The sequence below is a fragment of the Lysinibacillus sp. GW247-5R2A genome (genome assembly GCF_059424475.1).
The window spans coordinates 73,788-91,634 of the sequence record NZ_JBWKZL010000002.1; the positions used below are offsets into that span (position 1 = coordinate 73,788).

At 35.8% G+C, this 17,847-nt stretch carries 16 protein-coding genes; 15 read left to right on the plus strand and 1 reads right to left on the minus strand.

The features are described from left to right. Positions 1 to 44: 44 nt before the first annotated feature. The 5 genes from AC07YC_RS04010 to AC07YC_RS04030 all read left to right on the plus strand — a co-directional run bounded on the left by AC07YC_RS04010 (position 45) and on the right by AC07YC_RS04030 (position 4,090). The gene (locus AC07YC_RS04010; protein WP_336634631.1) at positions 45 to 239 is read left to right on the plus strand and encodes a hypothetical protein; all 195 of its coding nucleotides are present in this window, start codon (positions 45 to 47) and stop codon (positions 237 to 239) included. Positions 240 to 777: 538 nt separating this feature from the next. After that, positions 778 to 1,737: a 2-hydroxyacid dehydrogenase gene (locus AC07YC_RS04015; protein ID WP_494918433.1), complete on the plus strand. Its 960-nt coding sequence runs from the start codon at positions 778 to 780 to the stop codon at positions 1,735 to 1,737. A gap of 65 nt (positions 1,738 to 1,802) precedes the next feature. Continuing rightward, entirely contained in the window at positions 1,803 to 2,186 is a 384-nt protein-coding gene (locus AC07YC_RS04020; RefSeq protein ID WP_336634629.1) for a cupin domain-containing protein, read from the plus strand. 414 nt (positions 2,187 to 2,600) lie between these two features. Continuing rightward, a complete protein-coding gene (locus tag AC07YC_RS04025; protein ID WP_336634628.1) occupies positions 2,601 to 3,854 on the plus strand; it encodes an MFS transporter in 1,254 nt (417 codons plus the stop codon). Positions 3,855 to 3,907: 53 nt separating this feature from the next. Continuing rightward, on the plus strand, positions 3,908 to 4,090 hold the full coding sequence (locus AC07YC_RS04030; protein WP_494918434.1) for a hypothetical protein: 183 nt from the start codon (positions 3,908 to 3,910) through the stop codon (positions 4,088 to 4,090). 430 nt (positions 4,091 to 4,520) lie between these two features. Here the strand turns inward: AC07YC_RS04030 and AC07YC_RS04035 are convergent, their stop codons facing one another. Beyond that, entirely contained in the window at positions 4,521 to 6,134 is a 1,614-nt protein-coding gene (locus tag AC07YC_RS04035; protein ID WP_336634626.1) for a PucR family transcriptional regulator, read from the minus strand. An 828-nt stretch (positions 6,135 to 6,962) separates the two neighbouring features. Here AC07YC_RS04035 and allC point away from each other — a divergent pair. From allC to AC07YC_RS04085, 10 genes are all read left to right on the plus strand, one after another. After that, on the plus strand, positions 6,963 to 8,192 hold the full coding sequence (allC, locus tag AC07YC_RS04040) for an allantoate deiminase (RefSeq protein ID WP_336634625.1): 1,230 nt from the start codon (positions 6,963 to 6,965) through the stop codon (positions 8,190 to 8,192). A 27-nt stretch (positions 8,193 to 8,219) separates the two neighbouring features. Next, positions 8,220 to 9,008 (plus strand): (S)-ureidoglycine aminohydrolase, encoded by a 789-nt coding sequence (gene allE / locus AC07YC_RS04045; protein WP_036125894.1) that lies wholly within the window; start codon positions 8,220 to 8,222, stop codon positions 9,006 to 9,008. A gap of 132 nt (positions 9,009 to 9,140) precedes the next feature. After that, positions 9,141 to 10,190 (plus strand): ureidoglycolate dehydrogenase, encoded by a 1,050-nt coding sequence (gene allD, locus AC07YC_RS04050; RefSeq protein ID WP_336634624.1) that lies wholly within the window; start codon positions 9,141 to 9,143, stop codon positions 10,188 to 10,190. Positions 10,191 to 10,207: 17 nt separating this feature from the next. Beyond that, complete coding sequence (locus AC07YC_RS04055) at positions 10,208 to 11,962, plus strand: acyl-CoA synthetase FdrA (protein WP_336634623.1); 1,755 nt, start codon at positions 10,208 to 10,210, stop codon at positions 11,960 to 11,962. Further along, the gene (locus AC07YC_RS04060; protein ID WP_336634622.1) at positions 11,962 to 13,227 is read left to right on the plus strand and encodes a YlbE family protein; all 1,266 of its coding nucleotides are present in this window, start codon (positions 11,962 to 11,964) and stop codon (positions 13,225 to 13,227) included. The genes AC07YC_RS04055 and AC07YC_RS04060 overlap by 1 nt, the downstream gene beginning before the upstream one ends. Continuing rightward, complete coding sequence (locus tag AC07YC_RS04065) at positions 13,224 to 13,994, plus strand: oxamate carbamoyltransferase subunit AllH family protein (protein ID WP_301254479.1); 771 nt, start codon at positions 13,224 to 13,226, stop codon at positions 13,992 to 13,994. The genes AC07YC_RS04060 and AC07YC_RS04065 overlap by 4 nt, the downstream gene beginning before the upstream one ends. A gap of 5 nt (positions 13,995 to 13,999) precedes the next feature. Next, on the plus strand, positions 14,000 to 14,932 hold the full coding sequence (gene arcC / locus AC07YC_RS04070) for a carbamate kinase (protein ID WP_336634621.1): 933 nt from the start codon (positions 14,000 to 14,002) through the stop codon (positions 14,930 to 14,932). Positions 14,933 to 15,124: 192 nt separating this feature from the next. Further along, positions 15,125 to 15,448: an MBL fold metallo-hydrolase gene (locus AC07YC_RS04075; RefSeq protein ID WP_336634620.1), complete on the plus strand. Its 324-nt coding sequence runs from the start codon at positions 15,125 to 15,127 to the stop codon at positions 15,446 to 15,448. Positions 15,449 to 15,697: 249 nt separating this feature from the next. Next, the gene (locus AC07YC_RS04080) at positions 15,698 to 16,297 is read left to right on the plus strand and encodes a TetR/AcrR family transcriptional regulator (RefSeq protein WP_494918437.1); all 600 of its coding nucleotides are present in this window, start codon (positions 15,698 to 15,700) and stop codon (positions 16,295 to 16,297) included. 121 nt (positions 16,298 to 16,418) lie between these two features. After that, positions 16,419 to 17,399: a serine hydrolase domain-containing protein gene (locus tag AC07YC_RS04085; RefSeq protein ID WP_494918438.1), complete on the plus strand. Its 981-nt coding sequence runs from the start codon at positions 16,419 to 16,421 to the stop codon at positions 17,397 to 17,399. Positions 17,400 to 17,847 lie beyond the last annotated feature (448 nt).

The following is a 17,847-nucleotide window of genomic DNA, read 5'->3' on the forward strand; positions in this document are numbered from 1 at the left end:
CTAATGAAGCATACTAGTTGTAGAAGGAATATCGAGGAGGATTGATGAAGACCTCTTCTTCTATAACCCAAGCTATTGTTATTAGTACTGGAGAAAAATTTGAACAGTCCTATCAACTTGATGGATACCATGATGGAGGGGCTGTTCAAGATCATACAGTTAAGTACTTATCGTATGAAAATTACAAAGGATTCGAAACGTATTTAGCACCAGCTAAAAAGTTAGGGGCGAACACTTAAAATAATAAATTTTGTAAATTAAAAAGTTTGTTTTAATCTAAAGTACAACGATAAAAAGGGTGAATTCCACTTTTATCTATTGTTATTTTAAAGAGAGTTATATTGATTTTATCGAAACTTTAGCATCCATATATATCGAATTAGTCCGATAATCTTAGGATTACCAGGGCTGATTTTTTGTACAGAGAGTAGAAAGGGGGAGTAATCCTAATTTAGATAAAGCGTATTCCTAGTTATTTTAAAAAGTAGCTTTCGTCAAAAACATGTAATGTCGTTTCACTTTTTGTTTAAAGTGAACAATGTTATTTAAAAGCTTCTATCCTACAATTAAATTAAGCAATAAACATAATAAAAAATAAAAAAGGTGGTGACTTAAAACGAAAATTCCTGATTTTTTTGTGCAATATGTGCAAAAAAAATCATCCACCTCTTGCTGTGAAATAACAGTTTGAAGAAAAGTGAATCTCTCTTCTATAAACCTATGGTAACTAGTTAATCAACAGACGTATTCAAAATTAATAGAAAGGAATTGATTGAAATGTTAGTCAAATTATTAGAACCATTAAATGTTTCAGATTCGATCATTGAAAAATTAGCGGAGCCAATCAAACAGGCCGGTCATGAATTTGTTTATTATAACGAGAAAACAACGGATAGTGCAGAATTAGCAAGACGTAGTGAAGGTGCAGATGTAATTATGATTGCTAATAATCCTTATCCTAAAGAAGTGATTGATCAAAATGCCAATTTAAAATTAATCAATGTAGCCTTTACAGGTGTAGATCATGTAGGTATCGGACAAGCGAGAAACCAAGATGTTATGATATGTAATGCAGCTGGATATGCGAATCAAGCAGTTGCTGAATTAACAATTGGTTTAGTGTTAGATGTGTATCGTCATATCACTCAGGGTAATAAAGAAATCCATGGCGATAATTTCCCGGGAGCATTCCAAGGTAGTGAAATTAAAGGGAAAACAGTTGGTTTGATTGGTACAGGTAAGATTGGTATGATGACTGCTCGTTTGTTTAAAGCATTTGGCGCAAAAATAGTAGCTTCAGACCAATCTAGAAGAAACCCGGAAGCAGAAGTTTTGGGTATCGAATACATGGAATTAGATGAGTTATTAGTACAATCTGATATTGTGTCATTACATATACCATTACTTTCGAGCACAAAAGGATTAATCTCTAAAGAAAAATTAGAATTAATGAAGGAATCAGCTATTTTAATCAACTGTGCACGAGGCCCAATTGTTGATAATGATGCATTAGCAGTTGCATTAAATGAAGGGCAAATTGCAGGAGCGGGTATTGACGTATTTGATATGGAACCGCCTATTCCTGGGGACTATAAACTATTACAAGCCAAAAATGCGATTTTAACACCTCATGTAGGCTTCCTAACGAATGAGGCAATGGAATTACGGGCTAAAATTGCATTTGATAACACAATGGCATTCTTAGAAGGAAAACCTCAAAATATTATTCGCAGATAATCATTTTCTGATAAACGCTAAATAACGTGGGTATAGTTTGAAATTCGAAACAAGGAGAAAATACAATGACATTAAAACAATTAGCAAGAGAAGATTTAAAAAATCGTATTTTCCATTGGCCTGATATTCAAGAGTTTAGAGAAGAAGAAGCGACAAAACATATTTTTTATGAAACACCTAATACTGTTGGAGCTATATGGTGTATGCGACCAGGACAAACCTTGCCACTTCACTCACACGAGAAAGCTGATGATATTTGGGTTGTTATTGAAGGGACAGCAGATTATTATCCAGAATGTGGTAAAATAGTTCAAATTAAAGCTGGTGATGTTGTAGTTTCACGTGCGGGTGAAAAGCACGGAATGACTAATAATTCTAGCAGAGATTTCGTCATGTTAGGGATTGCAGGTCCGACACCAATCGGCTTTATTGCGCATAAACATCATTAAGTTAACTATCACGTCTGTTGATTAACTAATTTTCATAGTAAAAAAGATTCCTCCTTGTAGATGCATTATCTACTACGGAGGAATCTTTCGTGCGATTACAAAGGACAAAGGTGTTTGCACATAGATTGCGATCAGTCCGATTACCTATAGGGTAGTCGGGCTTATTTTTGTTTATTCGAGCCTTCCCTATTATGAGGAGAGTTTGCAAAGGTACAAAAGCACTGAGTATGGATCGGCAAATGAGAATGTCATAAGTCATACTTTTATAAACAGTTCAAACATAGGCTTTTGTCTAAAATGTGCAATGCTAATTCTGTTTTTGTCGAAAGTGAACAATGTTATTTACGAACTCATAACCTAAAATTAAATTAAGCACTACATAAGTAAAAAAAAGAAAAATGGGAGTGTCATATTATGGGACAAACAGTTAAGAATGACCCGAATTATTACAAAAAAATCATTTTTGCACTGTGTTTAGGTTGGGTAGCTATTTGGATTTATCGTACAATACTTACACCAATATATCCACAAATTCAAGAATCGCTTGGTAATATTAGCGATACTCAAGTAGGACTTATTGCTTCTATTTATTTCTTTGCCTATACGGGTATGCAAATTCCATCGGGAATACTCGTTGATAAATTTGGACAAAAACGAGTATTAATCCCTGCGTTTATCATTTTTGCATTAGCAGCATTCGTCATTGGATCAAGCACGACAATCACTCAAGTTTATGTAGGTGCCTTAATGGCAGGTCTTTCGACTGGTTCATACTATGGTGCGGCTTTCTCTTTATCCGCTAAATATATGCCAAAAGATAAGAAAAGCTTTTCTAATGCGATCATCAACAGTGGTTCGGCATTAGGGATGGTTATTGGTCTAGTAGGCTCATCTGTATTAGTAGCTGGCCTTGAAATCCAATGGAATTACATGCTTTATATTATAGCAGTCTTCATAGTAGCTGTAATATTTGTATTTACGTTATTTGTTAAACAAGACAAAAAAACAGCTACAAATGAAACATCTGAAGATAAGCAAACAACACAAGCCACAGTATCTCAAGGCGTAGAATTATTCTCGCTAAAAAAAATAGTTATTTATTTCGTCTATTTTGCAACATGTTATGGTTATTACATGATTGTGACATGGTTACCATCATTCCTAGTCTCAGAAAAAGGATTTGAACAAGGTTCAGTAGGATATGTAGCTGCCTTAGTTGCAGTCACAGCAGTACCTGGTGCATTGATATTTTCTAAGTATATTGACAAAAATGCACATATGCGTCAGAAATTAATTATCTTCTTGTTAATTGGTGCAGCCGTAACAATAAGTTTAACTGTATTTGCACCTAACCCTTCTGTCCTATATGCAGCATTAGTTTTGTATGGTTTATTAGGTAAACTTGCCATTGATCCAGTTTTAATCACATATGTAACGGATTCAGTACCTTCCAACAGCATGGCCAAAGCACTAGGTATCTTTAATTTCTTTGGAATGACTTCATCAGTTATTGCGCCAACTCTTACAGGTTATATTGGTGATCTCACAGGTTCGAAAGTATTAGCATTCTATATTGCAGCAATACTACTTGCAGCAGCAGCGATTTTATTCTTCCTTGTCGTGATGGTGAAAGAGAAGAAAGCAATCAATCCCCTAACTAATGAATAAAGTAAAGCTACCTATCTGTGGAGGATTAATACATCTCCCGCTGATAGGTAGTTTTGTTATTGCTGTCCAAAGGCAGCGAGGTCGTCCATGAAGAAGCTATTTCTCTAGATGAATTATACAATTCCATGCATTACGAGTTTGATATAACGACAGAATTAGGCAGTAGTAGTAAGGAACAAATCCTTTTCACTACTGCCTTTTCGATTGAATCACATGTTAGTGTGTATCCAGTTTGATAGTGTTTTTCGATTGGATTATCAACCAGACAAATAGCTACTATGGCTGTTTCCAGGGACCATCATCAGCGGCTGGCAACCGTAAAAATACTAGTACTTGTCATTGATAGAAGGGGAGGATTCACTGTTCGTCCAGGGATGTAGCGAGGACAAAGCTTCTCCCATCCCGAGTGCCAAGCTAATGTAACGGGTCACGACCTGCCGCACCAACTGTACAAAGTAATCGCTGATGGCATAGAGCGTACAGCTCGACGCAATTGACACCGCCCCTACGGAGTGGCAACCAACCGGTTTCATGATAATATCGGAGTAGGAGCTATTACATTTGCAAACTCATAATTGAGGTGGGAAAGCAAGTGTTCAGGTAAAATAGGCAAAAAGAAATCCCGCTAAAAAGCATCCATACAGCTTTTTGGCGGGGTTATTAAGTTTAAAAATTTACTTTCTCTGACGCAAATAATGCTAATCGTAGATCCAATGAAATATCAGGCGATTCGATAGACTGACCTAAAATCTCTTCACATTTTTTAATACGATATTTTACCGTATTCCTATGAATAAATATATCTTCAGACGTCTTTGTCAGATCACAATGATTCGCCAAATAGATTTTCAATGTATGTTTTAGTTCTTTTTCTTTCGTCGTTTTCGGATAGGCTAATGAACCTAGTGTATACGTGATAAACGGCTTTAATTTATTGGCCGGAATGAGTTGTAACAATTCTTCTACACTTTTAGATTTATAGAGTTCTATAAATTCAACTTTACTATTTTCAGACTTATGATCAAAAGCTTCATTCGCTTCAAAATAAGAGAGTGGTAGCTGTGAGAATTCAGTAACTTCATTACCAATACCGAATGACATTGTGCTATTAAAAAGTTTTTGATACTCTTTTTGGATATATTTGCAGTAATCTAAATAATATTGATGTTTAGTTTGTAATAGAATCGTAAATCGATGATTACCTGGAGATCTATACACACTGATACAAGGATCTATGTCTGTAAATTTATGTGTTAGCCATTCAAAAGTCATTTGATAGCGCTCATTCAAATAGATATTATTTTCCACATCCCTTTCTTGATCAATCGCACAAACGATTACTTGATAGAAATTGGATGGTTGAATAAGGTGCTTTTTTAAAAACTCAGGGTGCTGTTTGACTGAAATAAGATTATCAGGATGTTCAGACATCAATGTTTCGAAAAATCGGTTTACATCTTGTTGTTCCGCTTCTTTGATTTTACTATTTTTATAAATGGCGAGACTAAGTGTATTCACGGCTTGTTCTATGGCAAGCAAACTAAATGGATAAGTGAGCGTATTAACATTTGAAACCATCAAATAATACGGAAAATATTTAAATGCTGGAACTTCAAATATAATATGTTCTTCTTGGAAAGATGCTTTATTATTAGGTGAGATTTGCTTGGAATTCACACATCTTTTGAAGTAACTAAGATTTTTCTGAATTTGCTCTGCGTGTTCCTGAAAGTGATGGCTCATCGATTTAATTTGATGAAAAGGATTTAAGAGCATCACAGGGACTCTAAGGAGTCTGCTCATTCGTTCAATCATCATATCCAAGCTCAAACCTCTCATAAGCATTGTATTTAATTCTTGTTGGATATCTAATGCAAAATATAACTTTTCAGTTTCTTCATCCAAGATATAGGATGATATATGATGCGTAATGGATCCGAGATTCCAGCTATCAGGGATTCTAATAATGGGGAATTTCAACTTGTTGGCATATTCTATTACTTCATCATCAATTTTTTCTAAAAAGCGTGATAATTTAACGCCTATGCCAGCAACTTGTATATCATTTAATTCTCGAATGAGATCCTTTAATCCGGATTGGTCGTGTTGATAACACATACCCGTAGTGACGATAAAAGAATGAGGAGCTGTGAAATTTTTAATATCAGGCGTTTCCGTAATATCGACCATTTCTACTTCTCTATCTAAATCTCCCTCATCATTTAATAGTGTTAAATCAGAAAATTGTTGGACAGACATGATTTCTTTTAATGTTGTCATAAGAATCATCTCCTTTATATTTGTTAGAAAAATCCAAAATAAGAATTTATAATGCTACAAGGATAACCGATCACTCTGATTGTATACTATTTTTGAATGTTATTATACGTATAATTCTTTATTTCGAAATAGTAAAAGAGAATCATATGCTTGAACTAGGCAAAATATTTTCCGTGATGCTTTGTTTTTGAAAATAGGATTACAGCAAGGATAGCATGCTCAAGTAACTTGAATAAAGAAATTCTCCTTTGAACAACTAAACCCTGTTAGGTATAACTATGTTAGAAAGAAGTGACAACAATTTGGAATCAATAATACAATCCACTTGGAACCGAAATAGTGATTGGCCTTGCCTTTCTTCCTGTACTCCTATTTTTTCTTTATTTAATAATCTTTAAATTAAAAGGGATTGATGCAGCAGCAGCCGTTAATCAAATCGGGAAAAAGTTAAATATCTTTCAATACAATAAGATATAGCTTAGGTTTGCTCCTACTTGTGTGTGTCATGGCACTCGGGCTATCGTTTATCTTTTAATCATTTTAATAAGGACTATACCACATGGTAAATCTAAGTTTTTACATAGATTTACTATGTGGTTTTTGTTTTTTAGTAAGGATAGAATTAATTATTTACTTTACTCACAAGCCTTCTTAAACCCTTTCCATAATCGATAGCTACGTTCTTTTTTACTCCATGCTAGCTGCTCCTTATCAAAATTTGTTTGTCTAAAGTGCATAAAAAGACCATCCATTATTGTTTATTGTGTCAATGAATGGTTATGAGGTAGGACCTATAATAAATGTGAAGAAGGAAGGAGTGAAAGAGGTATGGATATTCAATCAACTTTTGAATCGTTAGATAAGAAATTCACAGGTTTTGGTGGCTTAGAACAAGGTGGAATTACACGACTTTTATATTCTCAAGAATGGAATGATGCAGTTCGAGAACTGGAAAAAACATTCAAAGAAGAAGGGTTAGAAGCAAGCTTTGACGACATCGGGAACTTAACTGGGCGTCTTGTTGGCAGTAAATATCCAGAAGAAACCATTTTAACAGGATCACATATCGACACAGTAGTGGAGGGTGGTCATCTAGATGGCCAATTCGGTATCTTAGCTGCACTAGTGGCTGTGAAATATTTAAAAGCTAAACATGGCCAACCACTACGCTCATTAGAAGTATTATCCCTTGCTGAAGAAGAAGGTAGTCGATTCCCTTACACATTCTGGGGTAGTAAAAACTTCTTTAACTTAGCTAAAAAATCGGATGTTGACACAATTGCAGATGCTGAGGGCATTAAGTTCGAAGACGCAATGCGTAAATCAGGCTTCGATTATCGTAAAACTAATGACGTTCGTAAGGACATCAAAGCATTTGTAGAAATTCATATTGAACAAGGTAAAGTGTTAGAGACAGAAAACAAAACAATTGGTGTTGTTAATGGCATCGTTGGTCAAAAACGCTTCACGATCAACTTAAAAGGGGAAGCAAACCACGCTGGTACTACGCCAATGTCATTACGTCGCGATACAGTTGTTGCCTATAGTGAAATTGTCTCGGATTTAACAAAACGTGCTAGAGAAATTGGGGAACCACTTGTATTAACGTTCGGTCATATCACACTTGTACCAAACACAGTAAATGTAGTTCCTGGTGAAATTACATTCTCAGTAGACTGTCGTCATATTGATCAGCAAATATTAAATGATTTTGCAGCAGAAATCGAAGACAAAATTAGATTAGTTGCTGAAACAAATAGCATGACTTACGACATTCATTTATGGATGGATGAGGCACCAACATTGATGGACAAAAAAATCGTTCAAATCATAGAACAAGCAGCAAAAAACAATGTAGGCAATCAATATAAAGTGATGCCATCTGGTGCAGGACATGACTCACAAATCTTTGCTCAATATGTACCAACGGCGATGTTGTTTGTACCTTCTATTGGTGGAATTAGTCACAACATTAGTGAAGAGACGAAGATAGAAGACCTTGTTAAAGGTATTGAAGTATTAAGTGATGTACTTTATGAACTAGCATATAAAGAATAAAAATAAAGATAAAGGAGCCTGATACTTATGGGTTACATAAATCAAGTTCAAGGATACAGAGAAGGTTTATTAGAAACACGTTCAGTCATTAAAAAAGACAATTATGCGGTAATTACACCGGATGGTCTAGTTAATAATGTTGTACCAGGTTTCAAAGATTGTGACGTAACAATCTTAGGATCCCCGCGTTTAGGTGCAAGATTTGTGGATTACTTAGTAACTGTAAAAAACCAAGGTGGAAACAAAACTGGTTTCGCTGGTGATGGTATTCAATCTTTTGTATACGTCGTTTATGGCAAAATCAATGCGTTTGCAGATGGTAAGCGATACGAATTAACAGAAGGTGGGTATTTATATGTGCCCCCACACTTACAGTTAACTTTTGAAAATAATAATAACGGTGAGGATAGCCGATTATTCTTATACAAAAAACGCTATCAACCTCTTAAAGGATATACACCAGAAGTCGTTACAGGTAATGTGAACGACATCGAACAAGAGGCATATGAAGGTATGAAAGAAGTATTAATTCAAGACTTATTACCAAAAGAAATTGGATATGACATGAACATTCATATTCTTTCATTCAAACCAGGTGCTTCACATGGTTACATTGAAACACACGTTCAAGAACACGGCGCATATGTTTTAAGTGGGCGAGGCATGTACAACTTAGATAACGAATGGATGCCGGTTGATAAAGGTGATTATATCTTTATGGGTGCTTATGTACCGCAAGCAACCTATGCAATTGGTTTAGATGAACCATTCTCATACATTTATTCTAAAGATGCAAACAGAGATATTGATTTATAAAAAGTGAGTATATGATCTCCGATAGCTATCCAAAGATAAATTAGGCATCTTAGTTACAAAAGAATTTCTTAAAAAAATTCTAGATTATTTAGAATCTGAAACAAAATATTAATTAAATGAGGTGTAATCAAGATGCGTGTATCTAAAGAAGAACTATTTAATTTAATGAAGCAAAAGTTTATAAAAGCGGGATTAAATGAAGGAGCGGCACATGATGTTGCAGACGTATTAACATACGCTGATTATAGAGGTATTCATTCACATGGGGCTGTACGTGTTGAATACTATTCTGAACGGATTGCAAAAGGCGGTATTACAACAAATCCAAACTATACATTTGAACAAACAGGACCAGCATCTGCGGTCTTTCATGGGGATAATGGTCCGGGTCACCAAATAGCAAAGCAAGCGATGGAAAAAGCGATTGAAATGGCTAAAAAATCAGGTATTGCCGTTGTTGGTATGAAAAATACCTCACATAGTGGTGCTCTAGGATACTTTGTTGAAATGGCAGCAGAACAAGATATGGTTGCTCTAAGTATGTGTCAATCAGATCCAATGGTCGTACCGTTTGGCGGAACTGAACCTTATTTTGGGACAAACCCAATTGCTTATAGTGCACCGTCTGCTGATGACCGCATCATTACATTTGATATGGCGACTACTGTCCAAGCATGGGGCAAAATCTTAGATGCAAGAAGTAAAAATGCATCGATTCCAGATACATGGGCTGTTGATGCTACTGGTGCACCTACGACAAATGCAAGAGATGTTCATGCGCTCCTGCCAATTGCAGGTCCAAAAGGATATGGCTTGATGATGATGGTAGATATTTTATCAGGTAGTCTTCTAGGAGTCCCACATGGTATACATGTGTCTTCTATGTATCAAGACTTAACGAAAGGGCGCGATTTAGGTCAAATTCATATCGTCATTAACCCTGCCTATTTCACAGATTTGAATGCTTTCAAGCTACAAATTACAACTATGCTCAATGAATTAAAAACACAGCCAGCGGCAGAAGGCTATGGAGAAATTTATTATCCAGGTGAACGCGGTATATTAAGAAGTAAGGAATATGATGAGGAAGGTATTGAAATCGTAGACGACATTTACAACTATCTTGTGTCAGACGACATTCATTACGATCGTTATCATGGAAAAAATAGATTTGCAGAATAATAAATTGGAGGATCATCATGTTATACACAATTATAAAAGAAAACACTTATAAAGACTCCATCGTGTTAATGCTTTTATCCAACAAGTTGTCTGCAATTGATGGTGTAAACAAAGTATCGATCATGATGGGAACACCAGCGAACAAGGACATTTTTAAATCTTCTGGCTTAGGCACGGATGAATTAGAAAAAGCGAAGCCAAATGATATCGTCATCGTTGTAGATACAGATCAAGAAGAAAAAGTAGACGAAGTGAAAGAAGAAGTAGAAATCGCTTTAAAAGGTGATTCAGATTCACAAAATACGTCTAAAGGTCAAGAAGCTCATAACTGGAAACGTGCAATGGAGCTTGCGAACAATCCTAATTTAGCGTTAATTTCAATTCCTGGTCAATATGCTGCAATGGAAGCGGAAAACGCATTGAACGAAGGTTTACATGTGTTCATGTTTAGTGACAATGTTTCGAAAGAAGACGAAGTGAAACTGAAACAAAAAGCGCATGAAAAAGGGCTATTAGTGATGGGGCCAGACTGTGGTACGGCACTTATTCACGGCGTCCCTCTTGCTTTTACCAATAACGTAAACGAAGGTGATATCGGTATTGTTGGGGCATCAGGTACAGGGATCCAAGAAGTCACAACAATTATTGACCGTTTTGGTAAAGGTGTGACAAACGCTCTTGGTACAGGTGGACGTGATTTATCGACGGAAGTTGGTGCGATTACGATGTTAGATAGCATCAAAGCGTTAAACCAAGATCCGAAAGTAAAAGTCATTACAGTGATCTCTAAACCACCTGCAGAGGAAGTACAGCGCAAAGTATTAAATTTATTAAGAAATATTGATAAACCAGTTGTTACGCTATTTTTAGGTGACAAACCTTCCTATCAAGAAGAGTATATCTATCATGCTTATACACTTGAAGAAGCAGCAGTTGTAGCTGTCCAATTATCAAATGGTGACAAACCGAATTTTGAACCGACAACAGCTAATATAAATGTTGTATTAAATGAATCACAAGTTGGAATTAAAGGATATTATTCAGGCGGTACATTAGCATCTGAAGCAGCTATGCTAGTGAGAGATGCTTTTCAAGATTCAATGACTGAAGAGAAAAGCGAAAGCTATGTTTTAAAAACAAACACTCATGAAATCATTGATTTAGGTGATGATGTTTATACAAAAGGTAAACCACATCCGATGATTGATCCTGAAAAACGTATCGAAATGCTTGAAAAATCTATGAACGACCCTGAAACTGCAGTCATTATGATTGATAACGTGATCGGTAACGGTGGCCATGAAGATATGGCTAGTGAACTAGCACCAACAATCAAACGCATTTTGGATAGTGCACGTCAAGAAGGTCGTCAACTTGCAGTGCTTGCAACGGTTGTAGGTACAGCACAGGACATTCAAGGGTACGATAAACAAATTGCCATTTTAAAAGAGAGTGGTGCAATTATTTGTAAGACAAACGATCAAATGGTCCGTACAGCTATCCAACTTGTAGGCGGTAAAGTGGAACAACCAATTACTGATGTACAAAAATTTGACTATACAGAAGAAAGCTTAGTTGTGGATGAGAAAATTATGTCCTTCATCAGTATGAAACCAAGCGTTATCAATATTGGGCTAAAAAGCTTTACGGAAGCTGTTCAAAACAGTGGCTCAGAGTGTGTTCAATTTAACTGGCGCCCAGTTGCTGGTGGCGATGAGAAGTTAATGAAAGTACTTCAATTCTTAAACTATTATGAAGGAGGTACAATCTAATGGGATACAAAACAATAAATGAAGCGAACGAAGCCGTTATCCAGAAGATTATAGCAGCGGCACCATTTTTAACGGATGTTGTACCTGCTAAATCTGTGATTCCTGAATTAGAAGAGTACGTGTTATTACATGCTGGACCTCCAATTAAATATGAAAACATGACAGATCCTATGCAAGGTTCCTGTGTTGGTGCAATCCTTTTTGAAGGATGGGCAGAAGACGAAAAGAATGCACGCGATTTACTTAAAAACGATCAGATCAAATTCATTCCATGTCACCATGTAAATGCAGTTGGGCCAATGGGTGGTATTACTTCACCTAACATGCCAGTCCTTGTTGTTATGAATAAGGAGAATGGTAACGAAGCGTATTGTCAAATGAACGAAGGGATTGGTGCAGTATTACGCTTCGGCGCTTATAATGAGCAAGTCATCAATCGTTTACACTGGATGAAAGATGTATTAGGTCCAGTATTAAGTAAAGCCCTAAAAACACTTGATGGAGGCTTGAACGTCAACGTATTAATTGCTAAAGCTATTGCAATGGGTGATGAGTTCCACCAGCGTAATATTGCAGCTTCCCTTGCATTTTTAAAAGAACTATCTCCAATCATTGCTTCATTAGATGACGTTGAAAAAGATCAACGTACAGAAGTAATCCAATTCTTAGCTGACACAGACCAATTTTTCTTAAATATTGCTATGGCGACTGGCAAAGCGATGATGGATGCTGCACGTACAATCGAACACGGTACAGTCGTTACCGCAATGTGCCGAAACGGTGAAAACTTTGGTATCCGTATTGCTGGTATGGGGGACGAATGGTTTACTGGTCCTGTGAATACCCCGCAAGGATTATATTTCACAGGTTACTCAGCAGAAGATGCAAACACAGATATCGGTGATTCAGCGATTACAGAAACAATCGGTGTCGGAGGTATGGCGATGATTGCTGCACCTGCAGTAACACGCTTTGTTGGTTCGGGTGGATTTAATGATGCACTTGAAACAAGTAATCAAATGACAGAGATCTGTATTAGCGAAAACCCGAACTTTGTCATCCCAACTTGGGACTTTAAAGGCGCATGTTTAGGTATCGATGCACGGAAAGTTGTTGAAACAGGAATCACACCAGTTATTAACACTGGTATTGCCCATAAAATTGCGGGGTACGGACAAATTGGTGCTGGTACAGTACATCCGCCAATTGAATGTTTTGAGAAAGCTATCACAGCATATGCTCAAAAGCTAGGATTTAAAGGATGATTTTACAAGCAAGTGCGGTTGGTTCAATCGCACTTCAATTATTGAATGATGAAAAAACCTTTACCGTGCACAGTATGTTTGAAAAAGGTTTAAATATGGTTGATCAAGATGGCGAATTGATATTTGTTGGCACAGATGAAAATGGGACATTTCCGTTCGGGATCTTACTTGATCCTCAAACGCGACAAACTGTAAAGACCAATATTAAGGTAGGCGATACATTAATGTTTCGCAATAATCGTCTTTTTCATAATCGCTTCCAAATGGTGTTTAATGTAAAAATAATACCGTTAGATATGGATTTTGAACATGCAAATATAAATAAATTGAAAGAAAATTTTCAATACATTTCCTTTACATCATATGAATCATCAGATTTTGAACGAGCCCGTGTATTATCCTTGATTAATCGATTACAAGATCCAACCCAAAATCTTGACGAGACATTCCGTTATTTTATTGGGCGTGGACATGGTTTAACACCAACAGGTGATGATATACTAGTCGGCATATTGTACGGTCATTTTATTAAAAATTTTATCGAACAAAAGCATCTAGAAACACTAAAGGCACTTATCAAGGAACCTTTAACAACCATTGTCAGTAAGCGTTTCTTAACCTGTGCTATAGATGGTGTATTTAGTTCGAAGATTACAGCATTGCAACATGATCCATCTTTAGAAAGCATGAACAGGCTTATAGAAGTAGGATCATCTTCTGGGATGGATACGTTATATGGCATTTACTTGTCATTAACTAAGGAGTGAAAGAAATGGGGAAAAGTGTAGTTATTGCTTTAGGTGGTAATGCCATTTTACAGCCGAAACAAGAAGCAACATATGATAATCAATTCAAAAATGTAGTGTCGGCAACAGGACATATGGTAGAAATTCGAGAAGCGGGTCATAATATCGTCATTACACATGGAAATGGTCCGCAAGTGGGGAATATCATTGCCCAAAATGAAGCTGCAAAAAATGTAGTCGAACCACTACCAATTTATGTTTGTAACGCAGAATCACAAGGTTTCATAGGGTATATGATGGAAACAGCTTTAAAAAACCATATGAAAGAACGTGGCATTGCTACAAATGTGGTTACATTGCTAACGATGGTTGAAGTGGATAGGGATGATCAAGCTTTTAAAAATCCGACTAAACCAATCGGTGTATTTTTCTCGGAAGAAGAAGCGCATCGTTTAGAAGAACAAGGCTTTACGATGGCAGAAGATGCAGGGCGAGGATATAGACGCGTTGTCCCTTCACCAGAACCAAAAGTGATTCACGGAATAGATGAAATTAAAAGTTTAATTGATGAAACGATTGTTATTTCTTCTGGTGGTGGCGGTATACCAGTATATCGTGAACACAATGGTCAATTACATGGTATTGAAGCAGTTATTGACAAAGATCGGTCCGGATTAAAGCTAGCACAACAAGTGAATGCGGAAGTTTTCATGATGCTAACAGATGTACCAAATGTCTATATTAATTTCGGTAAAGAAAATGAGCAAAAGCTAAGCCACATTACCGTAGCTGAAGCTGAACAGTATGTTGCAGAAGGACAATTTCCGGCAGGTAGTATGTTACCCAAAATGCAAGCTGCTATAGAATTTGCAAAATTAGGGAAAGAGTCAATCATTTGTTCAATCGATCAAGCAGTAGCTGCATTAGATGGAAAAGCAGGAACACGTATAACAAAATAAGCTTAAAGTATGGTTCAAGGACTATCATCCATTAAGTTTGCAAAGTCATGACGTGAGTAATCACGGACTATAGACGTTGCAAACTTTTTTGACTTCCTTACTATTTTTGACAAAATTTTCATTTCAAGCAACAGACCTTATAATTTTTGTCCAGTTTAGTGTTGACATACCAGTACCTCTTTTGTTGCTAAAATGAGTAAGGACGCAGGATATCCTCAAATTAAACCAACCTTAGATAGATATCCTGTATTTAAGGGAGGGAAGACTATTATAGAGACCTACTATCCAGGTGAAGCTCATACAAAAGATAATATAGTCGTATGGTTACCTCCATATAAAATTTTGTTTGGCGATATGATTTTTGCTCTTGAACAGGATAACGTTGGCATAATTGATGAGGCAAATATGAATGCATGGCCTTATACAATGCAAAATCTAATTGATAAATATCTAGACGCCAAAGTTGTCATTCCTAGACACAAGAATTGGGGAGATTTTTCACTTGAAAAACTATAGACTCGTATAAAAGTATAGATACGCGTTAGTTTAATTATTTAATAGGTAATAAAAAAACCATTTCGTAAGTGTTAGATACACTTGAAATGGTTTTTTTAGGTTCGACATGTTTATACAAAATCAATAGAAGAGTCAAATGATAACTAAGAAATGGCTAGGCTTGTTTAACTATGGGGAGCAATTTTTTTATTGACTTAATAGTGTAACTAATTTAATATATAGACCAATCACTATAATGTGGAGGGGAAAATGCTGAGAAATCAAGAAACTAAACAAAAAATTTTATCGATGGCGTCAGCACTATTTCAAAAACAAGGGTACCATGCTACTGGATTAAATCAAATTATTAAAGAATCAGGTTGTCCTATAGGTTCACTTTATTATTATTTCCCTGACGGTAAGGAGCAATTAGCTACAGAGGCAATTAATAGGACAAAAGATATTGCTGCTCAAGAATTAAGGAATTTATTTTCACAGCATGAAGATGTAACACAAGCTTTAGAGTATTTTTTTGAACAATTTTTAAGTTTCAATCCGAAAGTTGCATCTAATGGTATCCCTTTAGCGCTTATTTCTTTGGAGACTTGGCATATGAGTGAGCAACTCCGGTTAGCATGCAAAGACGCCTATGAAGAACTCGTCATGATAGTAAAAGAAAAATTTATTCAATCAAATTGGCCTCCTGCTGAAGCTACAGAAATGTCGTATTTAGTCTTCAGCATGATAGAAGGTGGTAGCATTTTCGCACTCACTTACCAATCAAACGAGCCACTACAAAGAATATGTAAAACGATTTTAGAATTACTTGACATCAAGCAAAGTGAAATTAGACGTAATAGTGAGAGATAATAAGCAATATATGCTCAAATAATGAGGCTTTCATACAGTAGATTCACTAAAGGAGGTTTGGTTTATGCCATTGGATAACATTTCAAGTAACGAATAGTACAAACTAAGGAGTGCTTGAAATTTGCTAAAATCATATATTCATTCATTTTTAAACACAAAAGAAGAAAAATTTAGTGGAAATATACTAGTAGCTTGTCAAGGAGAAACCATTTATAAAGAATCATTTGGAAATGCGAATTATGAATGGGATATACCCAATACCGCTATAACTAAGTTCCGTATTGGGTCAGTAACAAAAATAGTTACGGCAATTGCAATTTTATCACTAGTTGAAGAAGGAAAGTTACAGTTACATAATACTGTAGCTGATTTTATAACGAATTTCCCAAAGGGTAACCAAATAACGATTGAACATCTATTAACTCATACATCTGGCATTGGTAATATTACGGATCAACCTGATTTTTTATTAAAATCCTATCAGCTTCAATCTCCAGATGATTTGATAAATTGGATTATTTCTTGTTCATTCAAATCTATACCAGGGAAAGAGTTTAACTATTCTAATTCAGGCTACATTGTATTAGGCAAGATTATAGAAGTGGTAAGTGGTTTACGTTATGAAGAATTTCTTAAAACGAGGATTTTTCAGCCTCTATCCATGATAAATACTGGTCTTGATGCTAACGAGACTATCCAAAAGCATAAAGCAAGTGGCTATGAGTTGGGTACAAATAATAATATGAGTCATGCTAGTTTCATTCATATGTCTAACACTTATTCAGCTGGAGGGTTATTTTCTACAGTAGAAGATTTACATTTGCTTGATGATGGAATAAAAAATTATCATTTATTATCCAAAAATATAACAGCTCAGATGTTTTCGGCAGGTCGTTCTGGATATGGGTATGGGTGGAACATTATGAAGACAAAAAAGAATAATACATTCGTTTTCCATCACGGAGGCATTAATGGTTTTACGTCGTCATATTTGAGATTAATAGAAAAAAACACGACGATTATTGTTTTAAGTAATATGTCAACGTTATTAACATCAACGCTTGCCAATGAAATTGCTACGTTTATAGAGACTAGAGAATAGGGCACTGATTAAACGTGAAAAAAGGATTGAAATGATACCTATCCATTAAAAATTATGATAAGAGGCTTGAGCTCTTTATAGGGGCTCAAGCCTCTTTTTATTTTTTTTCAAGAATCTGGAGCAACTGATAAAGAGCGGGGCCGTATAATGGAATGTAGCTAAAATATGCTTGATTCCATTTTTGTATCGAGAAATTACGCTTTGTAGAATTAAAATTTCCCAACATGGTCATACCGCATTTTCTTAAACTACACCAAGTTGTATGTGTACCATATCGCTTAAAAAAATGAAGCAACCCGTCCTAGATTAGAACGGGTTAGCTTTACGGACATTATAAAATTAAATAGCTATATTGTCACTTTGTATTACTTCATCTGGTGGTTGTGTCTTTCTCCAGCCATAAAACTGCATGACGACTTTTGATCATATAAAACATTCGATTCCCACC

Coding starts and splice junctions, on each gene's coding strand:
- allE (WP_036125894.1), top strand. CDS start 8,220: ATGGGTTACATAAATCAAGTTCAAGGATACAGAGAAGGTTTATTAGAA.
- AC07YC_RS04020 (WP_336634629.1), top strand. CDS start 1,803: ATGACATTAAAACAATTAGCAAGAGAAGATTTAAAAAATCGTATTTTC.
- AC07YC_RS04065 (WP_301254479.1), top strand. CDS start 13,224: ATGATTTTACAAGCAAGTGCGGTTGGTTCAATCGCACTTCAATTATTG.
- allC (WP_336634625.1), top strand. CDS start 6,963: ATGGATATTCAATCAACTTTTGAATCGTTAGATAAGAAATTCACAGGT.
- AC07YC_RS04055 (WP_336634623.1), top strand. CDS start 10,208: ATGTTATACACAATTATAAAAGAAAACACTTATAAAGACTCCATCGTG.
- AC07YC_RS04060 (WP_336634622.1), top strand. CDS start 11,962: ATGGGATACAAAACAATAAATGAAGCGAACGAAGCCGTTATCCAGAAG.
- AC07YC_RS04075 (WP_336634620.1), top strand. CDS start 15,125: ATGAGTAAGGACGCAGGATATCCTCAAATTAAACCAACCTTAGATAGA.
- AC07YC_RS04015 (WP_494918433.1), top strand. CDS start 778: ATGTTAGTCAAATTATTAGAACCATTAAATGTTTCAGATTCGATCATT.
- AC07YC_RS04025 (WP_336634628.1), top strand. CDS start 2,601: ATGGGACAAACAGTTAAGAATGACCCGAATTATTACAAAAAAATCATT.
- AC07YC_RS04035 (WP_336634626.1), bottom strand. CDS start 6,134: ATGACAACATTAAAAGAAATCATGTCTGTCCAACAATTTTCTGATTTA.
- allD (WP_336634624.1), top strand. CDS start 9,141: ATGCGTGTATCTAAAGAAGAACTATTTAATTTAATGAAGCAAAAGTTT.
- AC07YC_RS04080 (WP_494918437.1), top strand. CDS start 15,698: ATGCTGAGAAATCAAGAAACTAAACAAAAAATTTTATCGATGGCGTCA.
- AC07YC_RS04010 (WP_336634631.1), top strand. CDS start 45: ATGAAGACCTCTTCTTCTATAACCCAAGCTATTGTTATTAGTACTGGA.
- arcC (WP_336634621.1), top strand. CDS start 14,000: ATGGGGAAAAGTGTAGTTATTGCTTTAGGTGGTAATGCCATTTTACAG.